General features: G+C 65.2%; 24 protein-coding genes and 1 tRNA gene. 16 read left to right on the top strand and 9 right to left on the bottom strand.

Going from position 1 to position 26,586, the window contains the following annotated elements; translation table 11 throughout:
- Positions 1-5 precede the first annotated feature (5 nt).
- The gene (locus ACFVWT_RS09900) at positions 6-1,010 is read right to left on the bottom strand and encodes a Bug family tripartite tricarboxylate transporter substrate binding protein (RefSeq protein WP_390247545.1); all 1,005 of its coding nucleotides are present in this window, start codon (positions 1,008-1,010) and stop codon (positions 6-8) included.
- Between the two features lie 142 nt (positions 1,011-1,152).
- Here ACFVWT_RS09900 and ACFVWT_RS09895 point away from each other — a divergent pair, with 142 nt between their 5' ends.
- The 8 genes from ACFVWT_RS09895 to ACFVWT_RS09860 all read left to right on the top strand — a co-directional run bounded on the left by ACFVWT_RS09895 (position 1,153) and on the right by ACFVWT_RS09860 (position 10,636).
- Positions 1,153-2,037 carry a LysR family transcriptional regulator gene (locus ACFVWT_RS09895; RefSeq protein WP_390247543.1) on the top strand — a complete coding sequence of 295 codons (885 nt, stop codon included), beginning with the start codon at positions 1,153-1,155 and terminating at the stop codon, positions 2,035-2,037.
- Positions 2,038-2,189: 152 nt separating this feature from the next.
- Positions 2,190-3,104 carry a 5-dehydro-4-deoxyglucarate dehydratase gene (gene kdgD, locus ACFVWT_RS09890; RefSeq protein ID WP_390247541.1) on the top strand — a complete coding sequence of 305 codons (915 nt, stop codon included), beginning with the start codon at positions 2,190-2,192 and terminating at the stop codon, positions 3,102-3,104.
- A gap of 41 nt (positions 3,105-3,145) precedes the next feature.
- Positions 3,146-4,759 (top strand): aldehyde dehydrogenase (NADP(+)), encoded by a 1,614-nt coding sequence (locus tag ACFVWT_RS09885; RefSeq protein WP_390247539.1) that lies wholly within the window; start codon positions 3,146-3,148, stop codon positions 4,757-4,759.
- Complete coding sequence (locus ACFVWT_RS09880) at positions 4,756-6,084, top strand: enolase C-terminal domain-like protein (RefSeq protein ID WP_390247537.1); 1,329 nt, start codon at positions 4,756-4,758, stop codon at positions 6,082-6,084. Before ACFVWT_RS09885 ends, ACFVWT_RS09880 begins: the two co-directional genes overlap by 4 nt.
- Positions 6,085-6,195: 111 nt before the next feature.
- On the top strand, positions 6,196-7,116 hold the full coding sequence (locus ACFVWT_RS09875) for an AEC family transporter (RefSeq protein WP_390247535.1): 921 nt from the start codon (positions 6,196-6,198) through the stop codon (positions 7,114-7,116).
- A 103-nt stretch (positions 7,117-7,219) separates the two neighbouring features.
- Positions 7,220-8,347, top strand: a complete 1,128-nt coding sequence (locus ACFVWT_RS09870; RefSeq protein ID WP_390247533.1) for a mandelate racemase/muconate lactonizing enzyme family protein — start codon at positions 7,220-7,222, stop codon at positions 8,345-8,347.
- A 10-nt stretch (positions 8,348-8,357) separates the two neighbouring features.
- On the top strand, positions 8,358-9,050 hold the full coding sequence (locus ACFVWT_RS09865) for a FadR/GntR family transcriptional regulator (protein WP_390247531.1): 693 nt from the start codon (positions 8,358-8,360) through the stop codon (positions 9,048-9,050).
- 215 nt (positions 9,051-9,265) lie between these two features.
- Positions 9,266-10,636: an MFS transporter gene (locus tag ACFVWT_RS09860; protein WP_390247529.1), complete on the top strand. Its 1,371-nt coding sequence runs from the start codon at positions 9,266-9,268 to the stop codon at positions 10,634-10,636.
- Positions 10,637-10,654: 18 nt separating this feature from the next.
- Here ACFVWT_RS09860 and ACFVWT_RS09855 read toward each other — a convergent pair whose 3' ends face one another.
- From ACFVWT_RS09855 to ACFVWT_RS09835, 5 genes are all read right to left on the bottom strand, one after another.
- Positions 10,655-11,503 carry an ABC transporter permease gene (locus tag ACFVWT_RS09855; RefSeq protein ID WP_390247527.1) on the bottom strand — a complete coding sequence of 283 codons (849 nt, stop codon included), beginning with the start codon at positions 11,501-11,503 and terminating at the stop codon, positions 10,655-10,657.
- Positions 11,473-12,315 (bottom strand): ABC transporter permease, encoded by an 843-nt coding sequence (locus tag ACFVWT_RS09850; RefSeq protein ID WP_390247525.1) that lies wholly within the window; start codon positions 12,313-12,315, stop codon positions 11,473-11,475. The genes ACFVWT_RS09855 and ACFVWT_RS09850 overlap by 31 nt, the downstream gene beginning before the upstream one ends.
- On the bottom strand, positions 12,312-13,145 hold the full coding sequence (locus tag ACFVWT_RS09845) for an ABC transporter ATP-binding protein (protein ID WP_390247523.1): 834 nt from the start codon (positions 13,143-13,145) through the stop codon (positions 12,312-12,314). The genes ACFVWT_RS09850 and ACFVWT_RS09845 overlap by 4 nt, the downstream gene beginning before the upstream one ends.
- 5 nt (positions 13,146-13,150) lie before the next feature.
- Positions 13,151-14,248 (bottom strand): ABC transporter substrate-binding protein, encoded by a 1,098-nt coding sequence (locus ACFVWT_RS09840; protein WP_390247521.1) that lies wholly within the window; start codon positions 14,246-14,248, stop codon positions 13,151-13,153.
- Positions 14,249-14,443: 195 nt separating this feature from the next.
- Positions 14,444-14,526 (bottom strand) — tRNA-Leu (locus ACFVWT_RS09835).
- Between the two features lie 352 nt (positions 14,527-14,878).
- Between ACFVWT_RS09835 and ACFVWT_RS09830 the strand changes: the two genes are divergently transcribed.
- From ACFVWT_RS09830 to pknB, 7 genes are read left to right on the top strand one after another with little or no spacing between them, the layout of a single operon-like run.
- Complete coding sequence (locus ACFVWT_RS09830; RefSeq protein WP_390247519.1) at positions 14,879-15,625, top strand: FhaA domain-containing protein; 747 nt, start codon at positions 14,879-14,881, stop codon at positions 15,623-15,625.
- Entirely contained in the window at positions 15,622-16,104 is a 483-nt protein-coding gene (locus ACFVWT_RS09825) for an FHA domain-containing protein (protein WP_011689896.1), read from the top strand. Before ACFVWT_RS09830 ends, ACFVWT_RS09825 begins: the two co-directional genes overlap by 4 nt.
- 2 nt (positions 16,105-16,106) lie before the next feature.
- A complete protein-coding gene (locus ACFVWT_RS09820) occupies positions 16,107-17,789 on the top strand; it encodes a PP2C family protein-serine/threonine phosphatase (RefSeq protein ID WP_390247517.1) in 1,683 nt (560 codons plus the stop codon).
- Positions 17,786-19,246 (top strand): FtsW/RodA/SpoVE family cell cycle protein, encoded by a 1,461-nt coding sequence (locus ACFVWT_RS09815; protein ID WP_390247515.1) that lies wholly within the window; start codon positions 17,786-17,788, stop codon positions 19,244-19,246. Before ACFVWT_RS09820 ends, ACFVWT_RS09815 begins: the two co-directional genes overlap by 4 nt.
- Positions 19,243-20,703, top strand: coding sequence for a peptidoglycan D,D-transpeptidase FtsI family protein (locus ACFVWT_RS09810; RefSeq protein ID WP_390247513.1), 1,461 nt, complete (start codon positions 19,243-19,245; stop codon positions 20,701-20,703). The genes ACFVWT_RS09815 and ACFVWT_RS09810 overlap by 4 nt, the downstream gene beginning before the upstream one ends.
- Positions 20,700-22,532, top strand: a complete 1,833-nt coding sequence (locus tag ACFVWT_RS09805) for a protein kinase (protein WP_390247511.1) — start codon at positions 20,700-20,702, stop codon at positions 22,530-22,532. The genes ACFVWT_RS09810 and ACFVWT_RS09805 overlap by 4 nt, the downstream gene beginning before the upstream one ends.
- A gap of 56 nt (positions 22,533-22,588) precedes the next feature.
- Positions 22,589-24,481, top strand: coding sequence for a Stk1 family PASTA domain-containing Ser/Thr kinase (gene pknB / locus ACFVWT_RS09800; RefSeq protein WP_390247509.1), 1,893 nt, complete (start codon positions 22,589-22,591; stop codon positions 24,479-24,481).
- A gap of 25 nt (positions 24,482-24,506) precedes the next feature.
- Here the strand turns inward: pknB and ACFVWT_RS09795 are convergent, their stop codons facing one another.
- The 3 genes from ACFVWT_RS09795 to ACFVWT_RS09785 are packed head-to-tail and all read right to left on the bottom strand — an operon-like array spanning position 24,507 to position 26,114.
- Complete coding sequence (locus ACFVWT_RS09795; protein WP_390247507.1) at positions 24,507-25,148, bottom strand: aminodeoxychorismate/anthranilate synthase component II; 642 nt, start codon at positions 25,146-25,148, stop codon at positions 24,507-24,509.
- Positions 25,145-25,315 (bottom strand): hypothetical protein, encoded by a 171-nt coding sequence (locus ACFVWT_RS09790; RefSeq protein WP_011689889.1) that lies wholly within the window; start codon positions 25,313-25,315, stop codon positions 25,145-25,147. The genes ACFVWT_RS09795 and ACFVWT_RS09790 overlap by 4 nt, the downstream gene beginning before the upstream one ends.
- Positions 25,316-25,319: 4 nt before the next feature.
- Positions 25,320-26,114, bottom strand: coding sequence for a class E sortase (locus tag ACFVWT_RS09785; protein ID WP_390247505.1), 795 nt, complete (start codon positions 26,112-26,114; stop codon positions 25,320-25,322).
- 176 nt (positions 26,115-26,290) lie between these two features.
- Here ACFVWT_RS09785 and ACFVWT_RS09780 point away from each other — a divergent pair, with 176 nt between their 5' ends.
- The gene (locus ACFVWT_RS09780; RefSeq protein ID WP_390247503.1) at positions 26,291-26,545 is read left to right on the top strand and encodes a cell division protein CrgA; all 255 of its coding nucleotides are present in this window, start codon (positions 26,291-26,293) and stop codon (positions 26,543-26,545) included.
- Positions 26,546-26,586: the final 41 nt, after the last annotated feature.

Raw genomic sequence — 26,586 nt, 5'->3', positions numbered from 1 at the left:
AGGAATCACTTCGTTCCGCTGAGGCTGATGTCGTACTTTTCAACCAGGGACTTGTACTTGGCTGCGTAGTCCTTCCACTGCGTGACCACTTCCTCCCCGGAGACTTCCTTGGGGGTCAGCATGTTCTTCTTGTTGAACTCCTGGTACGCCTCGGACTTGAAGGTCTCCTTGAAGGCCGCCAGCAGCTTGTCCTTCACATCCTGCGGGGTCCCCTTGGGTGCTGCGACTGCACGGTACTGGGCCACAGGGACGTCATAACCGGATTCCTTGGCCGTGGGCACATCCGGGAGGAAGGTGTTGCGCTCCTCGGAGAAGACCAGCAGCGGCGCCACCTTCCCGGCCTGGATCTGCGGCATGGCTTCGCCCAGCTGGATGGTTGCCAGCTCCACCTGGTTGCCCAGGACGGCCGTCAGCGCCGGCTTGCCGCTGTCGAACGGAACGTCGGTGCCCTTCACGTTGGCCTGCTTGAACAGCACCGTCTGGGCCAGCTGGCTGCCGGTGCCCACGCCCGTGGTGCCGAAGGTGATGTTGCGGCCCGCGCTGGTCACGTCCTTGATGCTTTTGAAACCTGACTGGGGGCTGGCAACCAGGACATAATCGTCCTGGGAAAGGCCGGTGATGATGTCCAGGTCGTCAATGTTGACGGCTTCGTCGGCCGTAACGGCCAGCGGCGTGATGGTAACGAGCGACGCCGTCACCAGCAGGAGGTTCTGCCCGTCGGCGGGCTTGCCCGCCACTTCCTTGGTGGCCAGGGCACCGTTGGCACCCGGCTTGTTGACTACCGGCATCGGCGTGCCCAGCGTCTTTGAGGCACCCTCGGCGACAGCCCTGGCAATGAGGTCCGTGCTGCCGCCGGCCGCCTGGCCGACGGTCACGCTAATCGGTCCGCTGGGATATTTGGAAGAATCCTTGCTGCCGCCGCCAGCGACGTTGCCGCAAGCGGCCAGGGCCAGGAGTGTAATGGCCGAAGCCGTTCCGAGGACGGCTCGGCGGGTGGGGAAGTGCATCATTGGAACTCCTCGTTGGCGCTACAGGGCTACGCCCCAATACGTTGTGAACCGGATCACGGCCGGTTGGCTGTATCGAGTGTAGGAAGCCACTATGATGCATGTCTAAGCCCAAATATGCATCGAGTGATACCCGGAAGGCATCATGTTTACCTTTGACCAGCTGGCAGGATTCATCGCCGTCGCTGAGGAGCTCCACTTCGGCAGGGCAGCGGAACGCCTCAACATGACCCAGCCGCCCCTGAGCCGCCAGATCCAGAAGCTGGAGAAGGCAGTGGGCGCGGAGCTGCTTGAACGGGACAACCGGAAAGTCCAGCTGACGGCCGCCGGGCGGGCGTTCCTGGACGAGGCCCGCCGACTGATGGCCCTGGCCAGCCGCGCACCCGTGACCGCACGGCGGATCGCCTCCGGACGTTCCGGGCTGCTCCGGATCGGGTTCACTGCAGCCAGCGGCTTCAGCATTCTCGGGCCCCTGCTGGAGGAGATCTCCGCAAACTTGCCCGACGTCGACATCGACCTTCAGGAACTCGTGACGGGTGAGCAGATCGCCGGGCTCCTCTCCGGCGAACTCGATCTCGGCCTTGCCAGGCCGCCCTTCGATAACGAAGTGTTCGATTCGCATCTTCTGTACCGGGAAGCCATGGTGCTGGCGGTGCCGTCCGGCCATCCGCTGGCCGGACTCACGCGGGACATCACTGAGAAGGACCTCAGGGACGAGCCGTTGATCATGCATTCCTCAACGCAGGCCAGATACTTCTACGACCTGGTGGTCCGCATGATTCCCATCCAGCACGCCAATGTAGTCCACACCGTCAGCCAGATCCTCACCATGGTGTCCCTCGTGGCGGCCAAGCGAGGAGTGGCCTTCGTCCCGCACTCGGCGACATTGCTGGGCGTCCACGGTGTCGACTTCCTGCCACTGGAGGGCAGCGTGGATGATCCGGTGGAGCTGCACGCCATCTGGAGCCGCAGCATCTCCAACCCCGCACTCGCCCAGGCCTTGAGGACGCTCGAGTTCCAGGACAACTAGTTGCGCGGGCAGAGCCCACCTTCGTCCCGCGTGATGCAGGAACGGTATCAATGCATACAAAAATGAACTTAGACAGGCATCACGTGGCTCCCTAGGCTGAAGGGGAAGACATCATCTGCCGCACCGCTGCGGCGCCGACATGGAGGACAATCGTGGCCAAACACTCACCCCAGGAACTCGCCAGCGTTCTCAAAGACGGGTTGCTCTCCTTCCCGGTGACCTCGTTCGATTCGCAGCTCCAGTTCGACGAGGAAAACTACCGCAAGCACCTTGCCTGGCAGGCCAGCTACCCGGTGGCCGGGCTCTTCGCCGCCGGTGGAACGGGCGAAGGCTTCTCCCTCACGCCGGCGGAATCGGCCCGGGTTGTCCGCGCCGCCGTCGAGGAAGTCGGCAGCATCGTTCCAGTCCTGGCGTCAGCCGGCGGCTCCACGGCGCAGGCCATTGAAAACGCCCAGGCCGCCGAGGCGGCTGGCGCGGAAGGCATCCTGCTGCTGCCGCCGTACCTGACGGAAGCGGACCAGGGCGGCCTGATCGAGCACGTCAGCGCCGTCTGCAGTTCCACCTCGCTCGGTGTCATCATCTACAACCGCGCCAACGCGATCTACAAGGACACCACCGTGGCTGCCCTGGCCGACCGGCACGAAAACCTGATCGGGTTCAAGGACGGCGTGGGCGACCTCGAACATGATGCCCGCGTTTACGCCAAGCTCGGCGACCGCCTGTTCTACCTCGGCGGCCTCCCGACGGCTGAGACTTTCGCGCTGCCGCTGCTGCAGCTAGGCATGAGCACCTACTCCAGCGCCATGTACAACTTCGTCCCGCAGTTCGCCCTGGACTTCTACCAGGACGTGCGCAACCACGACCGCGTGGCCGTCAACAAGAAGCTCAACGACTTCGTCATCCCGTACCTGGATATCCGGGACCGGGTCAAGGGCTACTCCGTTTCCATCGTCAAGGGCGGACTGGACGCCATCGGACGCTCTGCCGGCGGCGTCCGTCCCCCGCTGCAGAACCTGGCCCCGCAGGACCTGGCAGACCTCAAGGCACTCATCGCCACCGTCTCCTGACCCGCCGCCACCTGACCCACCGCTTCCAAGGAGTAACCACCGTGACACTCACCGGACATTCGCTGATCGCCGGCCAGGCCGTCGCCGGCGAAGGCAAGACTGCCTTTGGCTTCAATCCCGCCAGCAATGAACAGCTTGAGCCCGCCTACACCCTGCTCACCGAGGACCAGCTCAAGGCAGCCACCGCCGCGGCCGCCGAGGCCTACCCGTCCTTCAGCACGCTCGATCCCGAGACGCACGCAAGCTTCCTCGAAGCCATCGCGGACAACATCGAAGCCATCGGCGATGAACTCATCACCCGCGCCGGCCTGGAGACCGGACTGCCGGCAGCCCGCCTGCAAGGCGAACGTGCCCGCACCACCGGCCAGCTCCGCCTCTTCGCCTCAGTTGTCCGCCAGGGTGATTTCCGCGGCGTCCGCATCGATCCCGCCCTGCCGGAGCGCACGCCGCTCCCCCGCGCCGACATCCGCCAGCGCCAGATCCCGCTGGGCCCGGTAGCCGTGTTCGGTGCCAGCAACTTCCCGCTGGCCTTTTCGACGGCGGGAGGGGACACCGCGTCGGCCCTCGCCGCAGGTTGCCCGGTGGTCTTCAAGGCCCACAACGCCCACCCGGGAACGGGAGAACTCGTTGGCCAGGCCATCGTGAAGGCCGTCCGCGACTCAGGTCTGCACCCCGGCGTCTTCTCGCTCATCTACGGCCCCGGCAGCAGCATCGGCCAAGCCCTCGTGGCGGACCCTGCCATCAAGGCCGTGGGCTTCACCGGCTCGCAAAGTGCCGGCATCGCCCTGATGCGCACCGCGGCGGCGCGGCCCGAGCCCATCCCGGTCTATGCGGAAATGTCTTCGCTCAACCCGGTCTTCGTCTTCCCCGGCGCCCTGAACGGCTCCGCCGAACACATTGACGCACTCGCCCAGCAGTACGTCGCGGCTGTCACCGGAAGTTCGGGGCAGCTCTGCACGTCCCCGGGCCTGCTGTTCGCTCCGGCCGGCGAGGCAGGCGACAAACTGGCTGCCGCCGTCGGACGCGCAGTATCCGCCTGTTCCGGCCAGACCATGCTGACCGCCGGCATCGCCGGTTCCTGGAACGACGGCGCCGCTGCGCTGGGGAACGCCGAGAACGTAACGGTGGTCGGCCGGGGCACCGCCGGTCCCACTGAGAACGCGCCGGCGCCCACGATCTTCGGAACCGGCGTCGCGGACTTCGTCAGCAACCACGTGCTGCATGCCGAGATTTTCGGTGCCGCGTCCCTGGTGATCCGCTACTCCACCGCAGAGGAATTGATCGAGGCCACCACCCGGCTCGAGGGCCAGCTCACCGCTTCCTTGCAGCTCACCGAAGAGGACTACCCGACGGCGGCGCAACTGCTGCCCGCCCTCGAACAGAAGGTGGGACGGATCATCGTCAACGGCTGGCCCACGGGCGTCGAAGTGGGCCATGCCATGGTCCACGGCGGCCCCTTCCCGGCGACATCGGACACCCGCACGACGTCGGTCGGCACCTTGGCGATCAACCGCTTCCTGCGGCCGGTCGCCTACCAGAACCTGCCCCAGGACCTGCTCCCCGCTCCGCTGCAGGATGCGAACCCGTGGCACCTGAACCGCCGGATCGACGGCACCGTCGAAGCAGCCGACGCCAAAGATGAGGTCAACGCATGAACGCCCAGCCCACGATCGCCAAGGTTGAGGTAGTCCCTGTCGCCGGATACGACAGCATGCTGATGAACCTTAGTGGCGCGCACGGACCGTTCTTCACCCGCAACGTGGTGATCATCACCGACTCGGACGGCCGTTCCGGCCTCGGCGAAGTCCCCGGCGGGGAGAAAATCCGCACCACCATTGCGGAGGCCGGGGCCTTCATCGCCGGCAAGCCGGTGGCCCGCTACCGCTCCCTGCTGCGGGAAATCGCGGCGGAATTCGCCGATCGCGACGCCGGCGGCCGCGGACTGCAGACCTTCGACCTCCGGACCACCGTCCACGCGGTCACCGCCGTCGAGTCGGCCCTGCTGGACCTCCACGGCCGGTTCCTGGGCGTCCCCGTGGCCGAACTGCTCGGTGACGGGCAGCAGCGCTCCTCCGTTCCGATGCTCGGCTACCTCTTCTTCATCGGCGACCGTCGGCGGACGGACCTGCCGTACCTGGTGGAGGATGCCCCGGCAGACCGCTGGGAGAGGCTGCGCCGGCAGGAAGCCATGACACCTGCGGCAGTCGTGGCTCTGGCTGAAGCAGCCCAAGAGCGCTACGGATTCAGCGACTTCAAGCTCAAGGGCGGCGTGCTCTCCGGCGACGATGAAGTGGACGTGGTCACCGCCCTGGCCAAACGCTTCCCCGACGCCCGGGTCACACTGGACCCGAACGGCGGCTGGCTGCTGGAGGAGGCCATCCGGCTCGGCAAGCGGATGCAGGGCGTCGTGGCCTACGCCGAGGATCCCTGCGGCGCCGAAGGCCGATTCTCCGGCCGGGAAGTCATGGCGGAATTCCGCCGCGCCACCGGGCTCAAGACGGCCACCAACATGATCGCCACCGACTGGCGGGAAATGTCCCACGCCATCCGCAGCAACGCCGTGGACATTCCGTTGGCGGACCCGCACTTCTGGACCATGCACGGCTCCGTCCGGGTGGCCCAGCTCTGCCACGAATTCGGCCTCACCTGGGGCTCGCACTCCAACAACCACTTCGACATCTCGCTGGCCATGTTCACCCACACCGGTGCGGCAGCCCCCGGCGAGATCACCGCGCTGGACACCCACTGGATCTGGCAGGACGGCCAGGGCCTCACCAAGGACCCGCTGCAGATCAAAGACGGCGCCATCGAGGTCCCGGACGCGCCCGGCCTGGGCATCGAACTGGACCGGGATGCCCTGGACAGGGCGCACCAGCTGTACCTGGAGCACGGACTGGATGCCCGCGACGACAGCATCGGAATGCAGTACTACATCGACGGCTGGTCGTTCGATCCGAAGCGGCCGTGCCTGGTGCGCTAAGCGCCCTGGCCGGTGCGTGAATATCGAAACCTTCCGCACGGCCGGCCCTCCTGGTGGAACAGGAAGACGGCCGTGCGGAACCCAAAAACAGGTAAATAGAAGGGCGCACTCTTGGGCGGCGTTGTCTCCGGAATACTCATCGTCTCCGCCGTCATTGCCGTGGGCTATTTCGCCGCCCGCTTTCGGATCCTGGGACCGGAAGTCCAAGGCGCGCTCACCCGAACCGCTTTTTACGTCACCAACCCGGCCCTGCTGTTCACAGTGGTGGCCGGCAGCGATATCCGGGCGGCCCTCGGAACGGACGCCCCGCTGGCGCTGCTCTCGGCAGCGATAGTGGGGTTTCTCTATTGCCTGGCAAGTTTCCTGTTCTTCCGCCGACCGGCGGCCGAGACAGCAGTCGGCGCCATGGCCAGCAGCTACGCCAACGCGAACAACATCGGCATTCCGGTGTCGCTCTACGCCGTCGGAACGGCGCAGCACGTGGCGCCCGTGCTCCTGGTGCAGATTTTGGTAATGGCTCCGTTCTATGTCACGGTGCTGGGCCTGGTTTCCGGCTCCAAAATTTCCTGGAAGAAGCTGCTTCTTCAGCCCGTCACCAACCCGATGATCATCGCCTCAGGACTGGGGGCAGCGGTGGCCCTGACCGGCTGGAAAGCCCCGGACCTCCTGCAGAAACCCATCGACATGCTGGCCGGGGGCGCGGTGCCGATGGTGCTGCTGGCGTTCGGGCTGTCACTCGCCGGCCGGGCCCCGCTGCAAAAAGACGACGGCCGTACCGAGACCCTCGTCGCCACGTTACTGAAGATCGCCGGAATGCCGCTCGTCGTGTGGGTCCTTGGCCGCTTTGTCTTCGGACTGGAAGGGCAGCACCTGCTGGCCAGCGTGATCATGGCCGCACTCCCCACCGCCCAGAACGTGTTCCTCTTCGCCTCCCCCTACGGCCGCGGCATGACCGTGGCGCGCGACGTCATTCTTTGTACCACCCTGCTGAGCATCGGCGCGCTGCTCGTGGTGGCGTGGCTGGTGGGCTAGGCACGCAAATCACGGTCGGCCATTTTGCTTGTAATACAAGTTAGAAACTTGTATCATAAGAAGTGCGGGCGATGACGCCCCCTTCCGATTCCGAGGAGCACCCATGAGCACCGTAGATCTCATTCGCCATGTGAAACTTTCCACCGCCAGGCTTCCCCTCGCCGTGCCGATCAGTGATGCCAAAGTCTTCACCGGCCGCCAGAAGCCCATGACCGAAGTGGTGTTCCTGTTCGCTGAAATCACCACCGAGCAGGGCCACAGCGGCATCGGCTTCAGCTACTCCAAGCGCGCAGGCGGACCGGCCCAGTACGCGCATGCCAAAGAGGTGGCCGAAGGAATCATCGGCGAGGACCCCAACGACATCGGCAAGATCTACACCAAGCTGCTCTGGGCCGGCGCCTCCGTGGGACGCTCGGGAGTGGCCACCCAGGCGCTGGCCGCCATCGACATCGCCCTTTACGACCTCAAGGCCAAGCGCGCCGGGCTTCCCCTGGCCAAGCTCCTGGGCTCCTACCGCGACTCGGTCCAGACCTACAACACGTCCGGCGGCTTCCTGAATGCCTCCCTGGATGAGGTCAAGGCCCGCGCCACCCGGTCCATCGATGAGGGAATCGGCGGCATCAAGATCAAGGTGGGCCTCCCCGACAGTAAAGAGGACCTCCGCCGCGTGGCCGGAATCCGCGACCACATCGGCTGGGACGTGCCCCTCATGGTGGACGCCAACCAGCAGTGGGACCGCGCTACCGCCCTGCGGATGGGCCGGCAGCTGGAGGAATTCAACCTCATCTGGATTGAAGAGCCCCTGGACGCCTACGACTTCGAGGGCCACGCCCATTTGGCCAGCGACCTGGACACCCCCATCGCCACCGGTGAAATGCTGGCCTCCGTGGCCGAGCACAAGGGCCTGATCAATGCCAACGGCTGCGACATCATCCAGCCCGACGCTCCCCGCGTCGGCGGCATCACGCAGTTCCTGCGCCTGGCCGCACTGGCGGACGAGCGGGGCCTGGGCCTCGCTCCGCACTTCGCCATGGAAATCCACCTTCACCTCGCCGCCGCCTATCCCCGCGAACCGTGGGTGGAGCACTTCGACTGGCTCGACCCGCTGTTCAACGAGCGCCTCGAGACCAAGAACGGCCGCATGCTGGTTCCGGACCGCCCGGGCCTCGGCGTGTCCCTCAGCGACCAGGCCCGCGCCTGGACCACCGAGTCCGTGGAGTTCGGCGCGTAACCTTGAACGCATGAGCCGGAACCTGACCGCGGACCTCGCCGCCGATCTTCGCACGCGCATTGTTGACGGTGTCATCCAGCCCGGCGACAAGCTGCCCAGCGAAAACACGCTGATCGGCGAGTTCGGCGTCAGCCGCACCGTGGTCAGGGCAGCCCTCACCCGGCTGCAGGCTGAGGGGCTGGTTGAAACCGAACGCGGGCGGGGCAGCTTCGCGCTGACCCCGCCCCGGGCCGGTGATCCGCAGGCCCCCGGCGGCCGGCCGCTGACCAGCCTGGAGGACCGGCTCCACCTCCTCGAGTTCCGCATGGGCGTTGAAGCGGAGGCCGCCGCCCTGGCGGCCCGGAACCGGACGGACCGGCAGCTGAGGGCCGTGCAGAAAGCCCTGGAGGACTTCACCTCCAGCAGCGGCCACCCGGCGCATGCGATGAAGTCCGATTTCGAATTCCACAAGGCCATCGCCGCCGCGTCGGGAAACCCCTTCTACTCGGACTGCCTGGCATCACTGGGCCAGACCATGATCGCGATGCCCCGCACCCGGCTGATGACCGGCGACGAACACTACGCCCGCGACCACTTCGACCAGGTGGTCCATGAGCACGAATCGATCTACGCGGCCATCGCGGAAGGCGACGCGCCGTCGTCGTCGGCTGCCATGCGCAGCCATCTGGCCAACTCAAAGCGGCGGCTCCGGACGGGACGGTAACGGTGCCCGCGCTGCCGGTTGGGCCGGTTGGGCCCGCGAAACTGAGCGAATGAGCTCAGCAGTGCCCTGTGGGTATCACGCAATGCAAAAGATATGTTGGACGTGCATCACAGCGCCTGAATAAAGTCGAAGGGAAGCTATGGCGGGGACCACAAGGGCCGGCCACCGTCCCCCGCAGCCTGAGCTTTATTCATCGATACAGAGGATTTTCCCCCATGCAATCTGTAGACATCGCTGTCACGGATCTGGCGTCTGCCACCAAGAAGTTCTTCCGGCGCGTCCTGCCCATCATGTTGGTCATGCTCGTCTGCAACCAACTGAACCGGTCAAACATCGGCTACACCCAGGACCACCTGCAGGCTGATGTCGGCATCGGCGCCGCCGCCTACGGTTTCGGAGCCGGGCTGTTCTTTATCGCCTACGCCATCTTTGAACTCCCCAGCAACGTAATGATGGAGAAGTTCGGTGCCAGGATCTGGCTGACCAGGATCATGGTCAGCTGGGGCATCGTCTCCTTCCTGATGGCGTTCGTCCAGAACGAGACGATGTTCTATGTGCTGCGGTTCCTCCTGGGCGCAGCCGAAGCAGGTTTCTTCCCTGCCGTCATCTTCTATTTCGCCCGCTGGGTGCCAACCGGCCAGCGGGGCAAGGCCACCGCCATCTTCATCGCCGGGTCCTCGGTGGCGGCGGCCCTGTCCGGACCCATCGCTGGAATGCTGCTCAGCCTCCAGGGTGCGCTGGGAATCCGCGGCTGGCAGTGGCTCTTTGGTTTCGAAGGCCTGCTCTCCGTGGTCGTTGGCATCACCGTGTATTTCCTCCTGGACGCCAGGATCGAGGACGCCAAATGGCTGACGCTCAAGGAAAAAACTGCGCTCATCAGCGCCATCGCCAGCGAGGATGCCCAGCACGCCCCTGCCAGCGGTCAGGGTAATAAGGTCAACCGCTGGAAAATGCTGCTGAACCCCCAGATCCTCCTGCTGTGCGGCATTTACTTCTCCGTCCAGCTGTCCATCTACGCCAACACCTTCTGGCTGCCGAGCATCGTGAAGCAGATCCCCGGCACCACGGACCTGAGCGTCGGATTCCTGTCTGCCATTCCGTGGGTCTGCGCCGTCGTCGCCATGTACTTCGCGGCCAAGTGGCAGGACCAGGCAAAGTCCAAGCGCCCGCTGCTGGCGGTGGCCCTGCTCGTTGCCGCAGTGGGAACATTCGCGGCAGCCGTAGCCACCCCGGTACTGGCCCTGGTGTTCCTCGCTGTGGCCGCGATGGGTTTCAAGAGCGCGTCACCGCTGTTCTGGACCATCCCACAGTCAGGACTGCACCCCCTGGTCCTCGCACCGGCCATCGCCATCATCAACTCTCTCGGCAACCTGGGCGGCTTCGTGGCCCCGTTCGGCTTCGGCATCATCAAGGAACAGACCGGAAGCGTTGTCCCGGGACTATTCGCCCTGGCGGCGGCATCCACCCTCGCCGCCGGCCTGGTGTACTTCCTCAGGGAACGGACGACGGCGGCGGAACCGCCCGCCGTCGCGCCCGCTGAAGGCGCCCCCGCAGCGGAAACGCGGCAGCCGGCCGTAACCCGCTAGGCGCCGCCCCTCTCGCCGCTACCCGGACGCTGACGGCAACCTCCCGGACCTCCGCAGCATGGCCTCCTCGAGGAGCGCCACCACGGTATACAGGATGATCGAAACGAGCGTGATCACCACCACCGATGCCCAGACCTCGTTATTCCTGGCGCGGGACACGGCGGAGATAATGGCGTAGCCGATTCCCTTGCCGGTGGCGAGCCACTCCGCCAGCAACGCGCCCGTGATCGCCCCCGGAATGGAGACCTTCACGGCCGTGAAGAAGGCCGGCAGGGACGACGGCAGGGCGACCTTCAGCAGGGCGGTCCAACGGGAGCCGCCGTAAACGTCGATCACTTCGATCATGGCCGGGGACGCCGAGCGAAGCCCGAACACAATCGTCACCAGGGCGGGGAACAGCACCACGATCCCGCCGATGGCCGCAACTGCCGGCTCCTGACGGCCGAAAATCAGGATGATGATGGGCGCCAGCGCCACAAGCGGCACCGAGCGCAGCAACATGGCGACCGGCATCAACGCGTTCTCCACACCGCGGAACAACACAAACACACCGGCAATCACCACGGCTCCCACCATTCCCGCGGCGAACCCCAGGAATGCGTCCACCATGGTTTGGCCGAGGTTCTGCAGGATGGCCTGCCGGTTGGCCTCCGCGGCCGGCACCGAGAACAGGAAGTTGACAACGTCCAGCGGTCCTTTGCCGACGAACGGCGAGATATTGAAGATCTTCAGCAACGCCACCCACAGCAGCAGCACCACGACGAGGGAAACGAGGAGGCCGACTACCGCGCGCCCCGCACCCTTCAATGCGGCCAGGCCGGCCGCCGATCCCGGCATCATGCCGCCGCCCGGCGTCCGGAGGACCACGGCGTCACGAATCGTGCCAGCAGCGCGAAGACGCCATATCCGGCACCGGCAAGCAGCCCCGCCACCAGGGCAACTCCCCACGCCCTGGCAATTTCGAGGTTCTGTTGCGCATTGACCAGCGCCGGGCCGATCCCGCGGTCCACGCCGCCCACGTATTCGCCCAGCACGGCTCCCAGGACGGCGGCCGGGACGGCGATCTTCAGCGCGTTCAGGATTCCCGGCAGTGCGGAAATGAGCTGGACCTTCACCAGTTGCTTCAGCCGCCCTCCGCCGTAGACGGCCACGAGGTCCAGGCTGGCCCGGTCCGCGCTCTTCAGTGCCGCCAGGGCCCCCACCACCGTGGTGAAGAAGACCGAGATGCCTGCCAGCAGGACGGCCGTGCCGGAAGATTCCCCCCGCGCGGGCGAGCCGATGACGATGAAGGCCAGCGGCCCGATGGCGACGATGGGCAGGCAATAGCTGATCACCGCCAACTGGGTGACCAGCCGTTCCAGGGACGGAAGTACCAGGACACTCGCGGACAGCAGCAGCGCGGCGGCGTTTCCCCACAGGTACCCTGTGGAAGCCTCCGCCATTGTCACCGCCAGGTTGGGCCAGTAAAACCCGACGCCGTCACTCGCCAGCTGTCCCAGGACTTCCGGCGGCGTCGGCACGGCGCCGCCGGAGCCGTCCGCACTGGCACCCACTCCGGAAAGCACCGTTGCGGCGGCCAGCCACCAGAGCGCGACCGTGGCCGCCACGCCGATCCCGGCCGCGGCCCACGGCGGCAGCGGCCGGGCCGCCGTCGTACTCAACAGGAAAGCCCGCGTCACGGTGACTCCACTTCCTCAAGGGGCGCGCCGGCGCCGCCGAACAGGAGTTCGGAGGCCCTGTCACACAGCGCATGGAACTCCGGCGTCCGCATCATTTCGGGCGTCCGCGGCCGGGGAAGGTCCACGGTGATGATCTCCTTGATCCGGCCCGGGCGGGCGCTCATCACAGCCACCACGTCGGAGAGGAACATGGCCTCGGCGATGCCGTGGGTGACCATCAGCGTGGTGGCGGGCTTCTCCGTCCAGATCCGCAGCAGTTCCAGGTTCAGCCGTTGCCGGGTCATGTCGTCCAGCGCCCCGAACGGCTCATCCAGCAGCAGCACCGACGGCTTGAGCGCCAGGGCCCGGGCAATGGACACCCGCTGGCGCATGCCGCCGGACAGCTGGGCCGGCTTCGCCTTTTCAAACCCCTTGAGTCCGATCAGCTCCACCAGGTCGTCCACCATGGCGTAGTCGACGGGAAGTCCCGCCACCTCAAAGGGCAGCCGGATGTTGGATACGACGCTCCGCCAAGGGAGCAGCGCCGGATCCTGGAAGGCAATCCCCAGCTCGTGCCGGGTCCGCAGTTCGGCCGGCGAGTGGCCGTCCACCGTGACCTGGCCGGTGGTGGGGGTGTCGAGCCCTGCCAGGATCCGCAGGATAGTGGATTTACCGCATCCGGAGGGTCCCAGCAAGGAAAGGAACGTTCCCTTGGACGTCATCAGGTTGGCGTCTTCCAGCGCCACGACACTCTTCCTGCCCATCCGGAAGCTCTTGCCCAGGTTGCTGAGCGATATACCGGTTCCGGAAAGCAGTCCTCCGGCTACGGCTTCTGTTCTCACGTCAGTCATGCGTCCTACTTCAGGTCAGGGTTTTCGGCATAGACCTCGTCCAGGAGGCTCAGGTCAAAGATCGTTTCTGCGGTGGTGTCGTAGCCGGCCAGCTTGAGGATCTCGATGTTCTTGTCCATCAGCTCCTTGGACACAGTGAACAGGCCGTTGCTGTCCGTCTCCGGAGTGGCGATGAGCTTGGTGTTCTGGGCCTCGGCCTGGCCCTTTTCCTTGTCCAGGGTCAGGCCCAGCTCTTTGCCATACACCTCAACAGCAAGCCGGGCAGATTCAGCCGGGTCAGCCAGGGCGTCCTTCCAGCCCTTGATGGTCGCCGCCAGGAAGGCCTTCAGCTCCGGCCTTTTGTTCTTGATGGACTCGTCCGTGACCACGAAGCTCTCGGCAACAAAGGGCAGGCCATTGTCGGCAAACGGCAGGACCGCCGTCTTGTGCCCGCCCAGCTCAAGGGTGAGCACTTCGTTGGTCAGGTACGCGAAGAACCCCTCGACGTCGCCGTTAAGCAGTGGTTGGGGGTCGTATTGCACCGGCACCTTGGTGACCTTGGACGGGTCAATCTTGTTGACCTCGAGGAGGGCATCGAAGAGTGTTTCGTTCACGCCGGCCTGCACACCGATCTTCTTGCCGATTAGGTCCTCCGGGGCGGTGATCGAGTTGGCAGCCAGCGAAACGATGGTGAAAGGGTTCTTCTGGTACGTGGTACCGATGATCTTCAGCGGCGCTCCCTCGTTGAGGACCACCGGCGCCACTCCCACGGGCGACGATGTGCCCACCAGCGCCTTGCCGGAGAGGACCATGGTTTCCGCCGAGGCACCGCCGGGTCCGCCGGCGATCAGGTTGACGGCGCTGAAGCCCGCGTCCTTGTAATAGCCCTTGCTGTCGGCAAAGTACTCCCCGGCGAACTCCGCGTTCTTCAGCCACGACAGCTGCACCTCAAGCGTGCCGAAATCGGCCGCCGCCCCTGACGCGGTGCCTGAGGCAGCCGGGGCAGCGGCTCCCGAGCCGCCTCCGCAGCCGGTCAGTGCCACCAACGCCGCCGATGAAAACCCTGCCAGCACCATCCGCCGCGATGGGCGCAGGGCGCCTTTGTCCGAACTGAAAGCCGTCATTCTTCTTCTCCAAATCGGGAGGCGGTCACGTATGCAGGCGGCCTTGTAGGCCGCTCCGCTCTGACACTATGGAACGGTTGTTTCAGGAATCGGCCCGAGCCGTTTCAGCGAAGTTAACTGTCGTTTAGCCTGGGCGCGCTAAACACGTTAAAGCGAAAGAGCCCCGGTCCTAAGACCGGAGCTCTTTCCATTGCGTGCGCGAGGGGGGATTTGAACCCCCACGCCCTTTCGGACACTGGCACCTGAAGCCAGCGCGTCTGCCGTTCCGCCACTCGCGCGCAACTTCTTCCACCCGGCAGGAGCCCGTTTTCCGGACTGCCAGCCTCGTAAAAGCAGCGAGATCAAGCATAACGGACAACCACGGCAAAACACCAATCGGGCTTCGGTGCAGCCCGGGCCGGCTCGATCCTCCTCGTGGATATGCCCGTGGAACAACGCCCCCGGGTCCGCTCCAGCCCGCTCCGACACGAACTATTCTCCCCGCACCTGCGGTGTGCATTAAGGTCATTCACAGCCCCGCCCAGTAGTATCAGATGTAGGAGTGCCCGCCCCCGGCGCACTCCCGGCAGTGTTGTGAACTGAGTTCCGAAGCGTGTGCTGCCCCGCAGCCGTCAGGAGAGGAGAGGTGCCATGGGAATGCTGGACAAAGTCGAGCGCGGCATCGAAAAGGCCGTCCGCGGTGTCTTCTCCACCGGTTCGCGGGCCCAGGTTGAGCCGGTGGAAATCGCCAGCCGCCTCCGCCGGGAAGTCGACCACAAGGCCATCACCATCGCCGCCGGACGCACCCTTGCACCAAACGTGTTTGATGTCCGCCTGAGCGAAGACGACTTTAAACGCGCCCAGGAGTGGGGCACACCCCTGGCCGAAGAACTCTGCGATGTGGTGATCAACCACGTACGCAGCCAGGGCTACACCCTCCAGGGCTCGGTCCGGATTTCGTTCCGGCCCGACGGAGAAATCCGCGCCGGCGATTTCGAGATCGACTCCAAGACGGAAAAAGCTTCCGGTTCTTCCACGGCCCCTCCCGTGCCGCGGAACAACGTGCCGGCTGCGCCCAGCCGCCAGCCGGTGCGGCTTCAGCCGGTCCTGGACATTGACGGCCAGCGCTACTCACTCAACGCCGCGTCGATCGTGTTGGGCCGGTCCTCGGAGGCGGACATCCTGGTGGACGACACCGGGGTCTCACGCCGCCACCTCGAAATCCGCACCGCCAACGGCACCACAGAGGCCGTCGACCTGGGATCCACCAACGGCAGCTACGTCAACGGACGCAAGGTCGTCGGCAGCGTCGACCTTACCGACGGCTCCACCATCACGATGGGACGGACCAAAATCATCTTCCGCCTTTTGCCCGCCAACTCCGGTGGCCGCCCGTGAGCGAACTGACCATCACGGCCCTGCGGTTCGGGTTCCTCCTGCTGCTCTGGGTCCTCATCTTCAGCATCGTGTCCGCTATGCGCCGCGACCTGATGATCGGCAGGAAAGCCGCAATGGGCGCTCCGACCGCCCGCCAGGTACGCAAGCACCCTGAACTGGCCGAAACCGCACCGCCGCCCGCGAAACAGCAGGCCCGCCAACTGGTCGTCACGGAGGGTCCGCTTAAGGGCCACACCATTCCCCTTGCAGACAGTCCCATCCTTCTTGGCCGCGCCCAGGAGGCCACCCTGGTCCTGGAGGACGACTACGCGTCAGGCCGGCACGCCCGGCTCTTCCCGCAGGGCAGCCGCTGGTTCATCGAGGATCTTGGCTCGACCAACGGCACCTACCTGGCCAACCAGCAGCTCACCCGAGCCCTCCCGGTGGAGCTCGGTGTCCCCGTGAGAATCGGCAAGACGGTCATCGAATTGAGGCCATAGCCGTGGCCGTCCCGGAAATTCCCGCCGACAAGGGCTCCACCCCGACGCGGCCGCTCATTATGCGCTACGCCGCCCGCTCGGACGTGGGACGAATCCGAGCCAAAAACGACGACTCCGCCTACGTCGGCCGCCATCTGGCCATCGTGGCGGACGGCATGGGGGGCCATGCCGGGGGTGACGTGGCGTCCGCGGCGACCGTACTGGACATGCTCCACCTGGACCACGGCCACTACGACGGCGATGCCGGGACCGTGCTGGCGGATGAAATCCAAACCGCAAACTCGCTCCTGTCTGAACTGGTGCACATCAATCCCAAGCTCGCCGGCATGGGGACCACCGTCACGGCGCTCCTCCTGGCCGAAGGCAAACTGCACTTCGCCCACATCGGCGACTCCCGTGCCTACCGGCTCCGCAACGGCGAATTCAAGCAGATCAGCGTTGACCACACCTTTGTGCAAAGGCTCATCGACGAAGGCCGGCTGCGCCCCGAGGAAGCGGAAACCCATCCGCACAAGAATGTCCTGATGCGGGTCCTGGGAGATGTCGACGCCAGCCCGGAACTCGATCTGGCCACCCTTGACGTCGAACCCGGCGAACGGTGGCTGCTCTGCTCAGACGGTCTGAACTACGTTGCGGGACACGTCGTGGAACGCACGGTCCGCGAAACCAAAGATCTGCGAGAATGCGTCGAAACGCTCGTTGACCTCACCCTTGAAGCCGGCGCACCGGACAACGTCACGGTTGTCATGCTTGAAATCGCGGAACAAACGCCCGACGACGTCCGGACGGCCGCCGTCGAGATCGTCCCGCCCCCGGCCGGCTCGGAGGACACGACAACGGCGGGATCTTCGGACAAGTCGGCCGTTCCGGACAAGGCCCCGTTGCCGCAGGATGCCACGGCAAAAGCTGCCGAAGATACGGGCGGCAGCGACTCCGGCGAACAAGGCGCCCGCTCCGGACCCGCATCGAAACCGGGTGAACCAACCACCACAACGGACCCGCACCTGGGCGAGCACCTCTCTGCCGCCGTCCTTCGCGAGGAACTCTCCACACGTCCCCATGAGCTCGTCGGCGCAGCCGCAGCCGCTGCCGAATCCGGGTCCATTCCCACTATTGCCGGCCGCACCGTGGCGCGCCGGGCCGCGACCGTTCTGACGCACAAATCGGACCAGGACCGCGAGGAAACCGACGAATACAAGCCCGCCGTCAAGCCGCGCCGCTGGGTCACGATCGCCACGGCGGCGGCCCTGCTCGTCATCCTGAGCGTCGGGCTGTGGCTGGGATACGCCTGGACACAGACGCGCTACTACATCGGCGAATACGATTCGCGGGTTGCCATCTTCAACGGTGTCTCCCAGCGGCTCGGACCAATCCAGCTCTCAACGCTGGAGACAGTAACGGACATCCGCATGTCCGATCTGCCGGAGTTCTCGCAGCAACGGGTCCGCCAAACAGTCCCGGCCCGGGATCTCTATGATGCGCAGCGGATCGTCAAGAATCTTGATCTGACCGGCACGACGTCCCCGGCGGAGGAGTGCGCCAGCGCTACAGCCACGCCCACCGCTGCCTCCCCGTCGGCTTCGGGCGCCGCGCCCGCGCCAAGCGGGACAGCGGCTCCGCCTGGAAAGGCCACACAGTCCGCAACCCCCCGCCCGTCCACCAGCCCTTGCGAGGAGGCCAAGTGACACAGATTGAGGCCACCCCCAAGCCGCGCAGGAACACCGAACTGGTACTCCTGATCCTTGCCCTGGCCGTGGGCATCGGCGCCAATGCTCTGGTGGGCGTGGACCAGGAAAAAGCGTTCGACCAGGATTTCTGGTTCCAGTCCAGCCTGCTCGCCGCCGCCGCCTTCGTCTTCCACGTCGTATTGCGCGTCCGGGCAAAATATGCCGATCCGGTTATACTTCCGTTGGTTGTGGCCCTTAATGGCCTGGGCCTGGCCATGATCCACCGGCTGGATGCCCCCGGGGAGGATACGGGCAACAACCAGCTCCGTTGGACCCTGATTGCCATGGCCGTGGCCATCGCGGTCATCTGGTTCCTCAAAGACCACCGGATTCTCCGCCGGTTTACGTTCATTTCCTTGGCCGCCAGCGCGCTCCTGCTCATCCTGCCGCTGATCCCGGGCATTTCGGCCGGTGAAATCCTCGGTGCCCGGGTCTGGATCAAGCTGGGCCCCATGACCTTCCAGCCGGGCGAAATCGCCAAGATTACCTTGGCCATATTCTTCGCAGGGTATCTTTCCTCCAACCGGGACCTGATTCTCCTCGCAGGCCGCAAACTGGGCCCGATGCAGTTCCCCCGGGTCAAGGACATGGGCCCGATGATCACCGCCTGGCTGGTGAGCATCGGCGTGCTGATCTTCCAGCGGGACCTCGGTTCCTCCGTGCTGTTCTTTGGCCTGTTCATTGTGATGATCTACGTTGCAACGAGCCGGATCAGCTGGGTAGTGATCGGTGTGGCCCTGATCCTGGGCGGCGGATATGTGGCCTCCAAGGTTTTCTCCCATGTTGGCCTCCGCATCGACGGGTGGCTGAACGCCTTCACGGACGAGGTGTACGGGAGGCAGTTCGGCGGTAGCTTCCAGATTGTGGAAGGCCTGTTTGGCATGGCCAACGGCGGCCTCGTGGGCACCGGCCTTGGCCAGGGGCGCCCGAATTTGGTCCCGTTTGCCAACAGCGACATGATCATCGCTTCCTTCGGCGAGGAACTTGGCCTGATCGGGCTTTTCGCGATCGTCCTGATGTACCTGCTGCTGTTCACGCGCGGGTTCCGGGCGGCCCTGGGAACACGGGATGCCTTCGGGAAGCTGCTGGCCTGCGGCCTGTCGTTCGCCATCGCGCTTCAGTGTTTCGTGGTAATTGGCGGCGTGACGCGGTTGATCCCGCTGACCGGGCTCACCACACCGTTCCTGGCTGCTGGCGGTTCCTCGCTGCTGGCCAACTGGATCATCGTGGGGCTCTTGCTGATGATTTCGCACGCGGCCCGCGGCCCGGTGGACACCACGCCCATGCCGCAGGGCGCCGCGCCCGGCGAACAGAAGCCTGTTCCGCCTTCCCCGCCGCGTCCGGCCAAACAGCCCGGCCGGCAGCCCTCGTCCGCCCATCCCGACGCGCCAACTGAAGCGGTGAAACAGCTGTGAACCACGCCATTCGGAATTCATGGATTGCCGCCGTAGCCATGTTCGCGCTGATCTTCGGCGCCCTCAGCTATGTGCAGGTGGTAGGGGCCGACGAACTGCAGGCCAACCCCTGGAACAAGCGCGCCATCCTCCAGAACTACTGCAATGACCGCGGAGCCATCATTGTGGGCGGAAAACCGATCGCACAGTCCGTTGCCGCCTCGGAAAGCTGCAAGTACCAGCGCACCTACACGGAGCCCGAACTGTACGCCGGCATCACGGGGTACTTTTCCAAGAACTACGGCGTCACGGGTCTGGAAAGTGCACTCAACGAGCAGCTCGCCGGCAGCTCGGACCAGCTCTTCCTGGACCGCGTGGGCCAGCTGTTCCTCGGCAACCAGCCGAAGGGCGCCTCGGTGGAACTCACCCTGGACCCTGCGATCCAAAAGCTCGCCTACGATTTGATTCCGGACGGCCAGCGCGGCTCCATCGTGGTGACGAACCCGAAAACGGGTGACATCCTGGCCATGGTCTCCAAGCCGTCCTACGATCCCAACCTGATCGCCACCCAGGACGCGGCTGCCGAGGCTGCGAACTTCAACGAGCTGAATAAGGTCCCCGGAATCAACCTGAACCCGAATGTCAGCGGTCCAACCGGTGCACTTTTGGCGCCAGGCTCGGTCTTCAAGCTCGTGGATACGGCCGCGGCGCTCAGCTCAGGCAAGTACAACAAGGACAGTGAGCTGCCCAACCCCGCCGAGATGAGCTTCCCCGGCATCCAGTACAAGCTGCCCAACTACGCCGGCGGCAACTGCTATACCCAGAACACGGCCAGCTTCGCGTTCGCCCTTCAGCAGTCCTGCAACACTCCGTTCGCGTCCATTGCCCGGGACCTCGGCCAGAAGGCAATCGCCGATCAGGCCGCAAAGTTCGGCTTCGGCCAGGACCTGGGCGACCAGCTGAAACTGGATTACGCCAAAAAGTCCTTCCCGGAGGAGGAGTTGGACCCGGCAGGCCTCGCCCAGTCCGCCATCGGCCAGCGCGATGTCCGTGCTACTCCGCTGCAGATTGCGCTGATGACGTCAGCCATCGCCAACGGCGGAGTCCAGATGAGGCCCAACCTGATCAAGACGGTGCGGTCCCCGGACCTGCGCGTTATCAGCGAACCGAAACCCGAAGTCCTCCGGACGTCCACCAGCCCGGAGATTTCCCGGCAGATCACCGAGTGGATGACCAGCGTAGTCAGTGAAGGCATCGGCCGCGGGGCTGCCGTGCCGGGCGTCCAGGTGGCCGGCAAGACCGGCACCGCCGAGCTGGGAACCGACGGCTTGAACAACTCATGGTTTACCGGGTTCGCCCCGGCCAACGACCCCCAGGTGTCGGTGACCATCGTCATGCAGGGCGTGGACATCACCACCGGTGCACAGCTAACCAGTCCGAACGCGAAGAAGATTTTTGAGGCGGTGTTGAATAAGTGAGGCCTACATCAGGGATCACCCTCGGCGGGAGATTCCAGCTGACCACGCGTATTGCGATTGGCGGGATGGGAGAAGTCTGGAAGGCCAAGGATCTTATCCTTGGCCGGATTGTCGCCATCAAGGTGCTCAAAGAGGAGTACACGGGCGATCCCGGGTTCCTCCAGCGCTTCCGTGCCGAAGCGCGCCACACGGCGTTGCTGAACCATGTGGGCATCGCCAACGTCTTTGACTACGGCGAAGAAGAGGGATCGGCCTACCTGGTGATGGAGCTGGTCCCGGGCCAGCCCCTGAGCAGCATCATTGAGCACGAACAGGTCCTGTCCCCGGACCGGACGCTGTCCATGATCGCCCAGACCGCCCGTGCCCTCTCGGTGGCCCACTCACAGGGACTGGTGCACCGCGACATCAAGCCCGGCAACCTGCTGATCACCCCGGACGGCCGCGTCAAAGTGACCGACTTCGGGATCGCCCGTCTGGCGGACCAGGTCCCGCTGACCCAGACCGGACAGGTCATGGGCACGGCCCAGTACCTCGCACCGGAGCAGGCAACCGGACAGACGGCCACCGGCGCCTCGGACATTTACTCGCTCGGCGTCATCGGCTACGAGTGCCTCACCGGGCATCGCCCATTCTCCGGTGAATCGCAGATCGCCATTGCGCTTGCCCAGGTCAACGACGCGCCGCCGCCGCTGCCGGAAACACTGCCGACGCCGGTGCGGGCCCTCCTGATGTCCATGCTCGCCAAGGATCCCAAGAACCGCCCGGCCAACGCCATCAAGCTGTCCGAGGCAGCAGAAGCCATCCGCAACGGTGACATCGCCGCTGCGCATGCCACCGTTCCCGGAATGTTGCTTTTCGAAGCGGCCACGGGACCGATCACGGCTCCGGTGGACATTCCCACCGCCGCCACCGGCGTCATTGAATCACCCGAAAAGGACAAATCGACGACGGCGACTTCCGCACTTCCGGTGGTCGGCGCCGCGGGCGCCGGTGCGGCCGCAGGACTCGCCGCCGGAGCTGCTGCCGGTGCAACTGGTCCGGGCAGCACACTGTCACGCGCCGACGCCCTGGCTGCCCAACGCAGCTGGGACCAGGAAGAGGAGCAGGACCGCTACGACGAACCGGTGGATGAGCCGCAGCGCAAGGGCCGGAGCCCGTGGACGTGGCCGCTCATCGCCCTGATCGTGCTCGTCCTCTTCGCTCTGGTGGGTGTCCTGCTTACCCAGGCAGGCGTCTTCTCCCCGTCCGGTCCGGCCGAGTCCACGTCCACGTCGAGCAGCGCCAAGCCCAGCAGCACCAGCGCCTCACCGACGTCCACTTCGGCCAGCCCCACGTCCTCGAGCGCGAGTCCGACGCCCACTCCCACGCAATCGACTCCGGAGACCATCAACCTGATCCCTGATGCCTACCTGGGCCAGCCATACAACACGGTCCGCAGCCAGCTCGTTGGCTTGGGACTGACAGTCAAGGGCGACCCGGTCTTCAGTGACGCAGCGCAGGGAACGGTCACCAACATTGAGCCCTCCGGCCCGGTAGCCCCGGGCGAGACCATCACGGTCACCTACTCCAAGGGCCCTGACCCGAGCAAGGAATCTTCGGTGCCCGCAATCGGCGTTGGGAGCAGCGAGGCGCAGACGCAGAAAGCGATCGAGGACGCAGGATTGCGCTGGGTAAAGGGAGCAGACGTGCCCGGCAGCGCCGGGCAGAAGGCCGGGACATTCGTCAGTTCGGAGCCGGGCGCCGGGCAAAAGGTGCCCGCCGGATCCGTGGTGACCTACCACCTCGCCGCCGAACTCCTGCCCACGCCCACCACTTCGCCGACGAACTAAGGCGCACCGTGCCGAACTCACCCCGTCTCCCGTCGCACAGAGAGGACAGCCTCCCAGTGAACACCCAGCGCGTCCTCAACGGACGGTACGAACTCGGTGAGCTGATCGGCCGCGGCGGCATGGCGGACGTCCACCGCGGCGTTGACACCCGGCTTGGCCGGACAGTGGCCATTAAGCTGCTGCGCCCGGACCTTGCCCGGGATCCACAGTTCCAGGCGCGCTTCAAGCGCGAAGCCCAGGCCGTTGCCGCGTTGAACCATCCTTCGATCGTTGCCATCTACGACACCGGGGACCATGCAGTGCCCGGCGGCCCCGAGGACACTGTCCGGGTGCCGTACATCGTGATGGAGTTCGTGTCCGGGAAGACCCTGAGGGATCTCATCCGGGCGAAGGAAGTCAGCATCGACCACGCCATCGACTTCACGCTTGGCGTGCTCTCCGCCCTTGAGTACAGCCACAGGGCGGGTATCGTGCACCGGGATATCAAGCCCGCCAACGTGATGTTCTGCGACGACTCGGACACCATCAAAGTCATGGATTTCGGGATAGCCCGGGCCATGGCCGACTCGTCAGCCACCATGACCCAGACCCAGGCGGTCGTTGGCACGGCGCAGTATCTTTCCCCCGAACAGGCACGCGGTGAAACCGTGGATGCCCGGAGTGATCTCTACTCCGCCGCGTGCCTGCTGTACGAAATGCTGACGGGGCGGCCTCCCTTCATCGGTGACAGTCCGGTATCAGTCGCCTATCAGCACGTGCGAGAGATTCCGGAACCGGCCAGCAGCCTCAACCCCGAGGTGTCAGAGGCCCTGGACAGCGTCCTTGCGAGGGCCCTGCAGAAGAACCGCGCTGACCGTTTCCAGGACGCAGCTGCTTTCCAACGGGCACTCCGGGCAGCCCGAAACGGCGTCGCCGTGCCGGATGTGGCGGCGGGCGAGGCCCCGACGGATCCCAACAATACGGTCCCGGCGGGGGAACGGACGGCCCTTGCCGCGCCGTATTCGCTGACGGGGGCAAGCTTCCTCGATGATTCACCGAGCGGCCGCCTCCGGCCGCTCCATGACACGCTTGGCGACGACCAGGCGATTCCCGCCCAGGTCTATGAGCCCTCGGAATCACATGACCTTCCCCTCGGCTTTCCGCCGGAACGGGAGCGCACCGCGCGGCAGAAGTCCCGGCGTCGAACGTGGATTGCCACCTTGGTGATCTTCACCCTGCTGGTCCTGGCAGGCGGCGGCCTCTGGCTCTACAACATGATGAACCAGCCGCCCCCGCCGGTGGCGAAGGTCGAGGTTCCGGCCGTATCGGCCCTCACGGAGTCCGAGGCGCTGCAGCGGCTGTACAACGCCAGGCTGAGCCCGCAGATCACCAGGCTGCCGCACGACACCATCACCAAGGGAACGGCGATCGGCACGGTTCCGGCGGCGGGAACGTCCATGGAACCTGACTCGAAGGTGACCCTGAACATCTCAGACGGACCGAGCACCGTAAAGATTCCGGATGACCTGCCGGGGCGGACCGAAGCAGCTGCCCGGGATGTTCTTCGACAAATCGGCCTTGCCGGCGCCCCCGGGACCACCATGGCCAACAGTGCCACCGTTCCCACCGGAATCGTGATCACTACCAAGCCGGCGCCGGGCCAGACGGTCGCCGTCGGAAGCACCGTGGAAATCGTGGTGTCCACCGGCAAGGTGGCCATGCCCGAACTGCGCGGACTGCCCAGGGCGGAGGCGGAGACGGCGCTCAAGAACCTTGGCCTGGGCATCGACGTAAAGGAAGCGGAGAATTCCGAAGTCGAACCCGGAAAGGTGACCGAACAGAGCGACGCCGTCAACTCGCTCGTGGAGCAGGGGAAAACCATCACCATTGTTGTTGCGAAGGCACCGGCGCCCAAGCCCACACCAACCCCGACGCCTACGCCGACTGAGACGAGCCGTACCCGGGGGTAGCGGCCGCCGAAGTAGTGCCGGCTGGTTAGTGCTGGATGAGCGGGCTTAGTTTCGCAGCCCGTTCGGCTGCGCCGGCCATGCCGAGTGACTCGAGCCAGTTGCCCAGCATCTGGTAACCGCCCTCGGTGAGGACCGACTCCGGGTGGAACTGCACGCCACAGAGCGGCGCCGTCCGGTGCCGCAGGCCCATGATCACGCCGTTTGCCGTCTGGGCTGTGATCTCGAGGATGTCCGGGATGGTTTCGCGGACAGCGGCCAGGGAGTGGTATCGCGTGGCGGTGACAGGGGAGGGAAGTCCGGCAAAGACGCTGGCTCCTTCATGCTCCACGAGGGATGTCTTGCCGTGCATTAGCTCCGGGGCGTGCGTCACCGTGGCCCCGTAGGCCTCGGCCAGTGCCTGGTGGCCCAGGCAGACGCCGAACATCGGCTTGTCGTGACTGCCGCACCATTTGATCAGGTCAATGCAGACGCCGGCTTCCGCAGGAGTGCCGGGGCCCGGCGAGATGAGGACTCCGTCGCGCGCGTCCGCCATCTCGATTGCCTCGGCAAGGGTGACGTCGTCGTTACGGACCACGGTCGTTTCGGCGCCGAGCTCCTGGAGGTAGCCCACCAGGGTGTAAACAAAGCTGTCGTAGTTGTCTACGACCAGGATCTTGGTGGTGCTCATTGTCGAGTTACTAAACCAATCGTTGAGTCGGTGAACTGGGTGAACTGTGACATCCAGGGGAAGAGGAACTGAACCATCAATACCAGCACGCCGGCCAGCAGCACCAGTGACGTGGCAATCCTGAACCACAGGGGCCCGGGCAGGTGGCGGAAAATCCATCCGTACATGACGTCAGCCCTTCCCGAGTGCCTTGGCCACCTGGGCGGCGATTTCTGCCGGTGGCCCAGCCGAGGCAGGCTGCCAGTGGTCCAGCAGGGAGTAAGCAATGATGCGTTCCTGCGAGCCGAAGCGAGGATTGCAGCTGGTCATGGTGAGGTAGGCCTCCGTGGGCCGGGCGGCGGGTTGGGTGGGCACGGGAAGCAGGACATCCGTGGCCGACGGAAGCACGATCTGGTTGTTCCGGAAGACGTAAACATAGAACCCGTCCCTGGTCTGGACGTAGATCTTGTCACCGGGAACCAGGGTGTGGATGTTGTCCAGGACCGCCCCATGGGTCTGGCGGTGGCCGGCCACCGCGAAGTTACCGGTTTCCCCGGGCATCGCAGTGTCGTTGTAGTGGCCAAGGCCCAGCGTATCCAGGACGTCCGTGGAGGTTCCCTGCACGATGGGCCGGGTGTAGTCCGCGCCAAAACGGGGGATGTACATGATGCCGATGGTTTGGCCGTGTCCGGGCGCTTCGGCGACCTTCGGCGGGCCGTAGTCTGTGGGGGCGGGTGTCGGGGAGACAGGCGCATCCGATGCCGCGGGAGCCGGGGTACCGCCCAGTTCCTGGGCAAAATTCCTGATCGTCTCGCTCTGCTTCGCATCGGACTCCACGTTGGTCCACCAGAGCTGCCAGGCGACAAACAGGAGCAGGATGACTCCCACCGTGATCAGCAGCTCGCCAACGACCTGGACGACTTTCCGGAGAACCCCGACGCCGCGTGCCGGCACGGCAGCAGTCGTCTCCTTCTCCAGCAACACCACGTGGTCTCCTCAATTGGCGGCTTGGACTGGCGCCGGTGTGTTCTGAACTACAGCTAGAATTGGCTGCTAGTAAGAATTCAGACCTGACCCAAGGCGCCAACCCCGCCGGCATATTCCTTCCTGCAGGATATCAAGCCGGAGGCTCCGCCCTTGATTCAGCCCGACGAGGAGGACACGTGCCCGAGTCAAAGCCACGAAAGAAGACCGCTGCCGCGGAAAAGACGGCTTCTGTATCGCAGGCATACAAGCCCAACGCGGTGTGGTTCAAGCCCGTCATGTTCGGCCTGATGATCCTTGGGCTGCTGTGGATCATCACTTTCTACATCAGTGAAGGCGCCCTTCCGGTCAGGGATTGGGGATCCTGGAACATCGTGGCCGGATTCGGCATTGCCATTGCCGGATTCCTGATGACCACCCGCTGGCGTTCCTAGCCGCCACAGGCGTCCGTTTCGGGTACCGCCCGGCGAGTACT

The organism is Arthrobacter sp. NPDC058288, from assembly GCF_042880995.1.
GTDB lineage: Bacteria > Actinomycetota > Actinomycetes > Actinomycetales > Micrococcaceae > Arthrobacter.
Note: the sequence above shows the minus strand (reverse complement) of the source record. Positions and strands in the feature narration are given on the sequence as shown.

Excerpts from the sequence above, each read along its gene's own strand:
- ACFVWT_RS09870 (WP_390247533.1), top strand. The coding sequence starts at position 7,220 with ATGAGCACCGTAGATCTCATTCGCCATGTGAAACTTTCCACCGCCAGG.
- ACFVWT_RS09840 (WP_390247521.1), bottom strand. The coding sequence starts at position 14,248 with ATGACGGCTTTCAGTTCGGACAAAGGCGCCCTGCGCCCATCGCGGCGG.
- ACFVWT_RS09865 (WP_390247531.1), top strand. The coding sequence starts at position 8,358 with ATGAGCCGGAACCTGACCGCGGACCTCGCCGCCGATCTTCGCACGCGC.
- ACFVWT_RS09900 (WP_390247545.1), bottom strand. The coding sequence starts at position 1,010 with ATGATGCACTTCCCCACCCGCCGAGCCGTCCTCGGAACGGCTTCGGCC.
- ACFVWT_RS09830 (WP_390247519.1), top strand. The coding sequence starts at position 14,879 with ATGGGAATGCTGGACAAAGTCGAGCGCGGCATCGAAAAGGCCGTCCGC.
- ACFVWT_RS09880 (WP_390247537.1), top strand. The coding sequence starts at position 4,756 with ATGAACGCCCAGCCCACGATCGCCAAGGTTGAGGTAGTCCCTGTCGCC.
- ACFVWT_RS09795 (WP_390247507.1), bottom strand. The coding sequence starts at position 25,148 with ATGAGCACCACCAAGATCCTGGTCGTAGACAACTACGACAGCTTTGTT.
- ACFVWT_RS09845 (WP_390247523.1), bottom strand. The coding sequence starts at position 13,145 with ATGACTGACGTGAGAACAGAAGCCGTAGCCGGAGGACTGCTTTCCGGA.
- ACFVWT_RS09860 (WP_390247529.1), top strand. The coding sequence starts at position 9,266 with ATGCAATCTGTAGACATCGCTGTCACGGATCTGGCGTCTGCCACCAAG.
- ACFVWT_RS09895 (WP_390247543.1), top strand. The coding sequence starts at position 1,153 with ATGTTTACCTTTGACCAGCTGGCAGGATTCATCGCCGTCGCTGAGGAG.
- ACFVWT_RS09790 (WP_011689889.1), bottom strand. The coding sequence starts at position 25,315 with ATGTACGGATGGATTTTCCGCCACCTGCCCGGGCCCCTGTGGTTCAGG.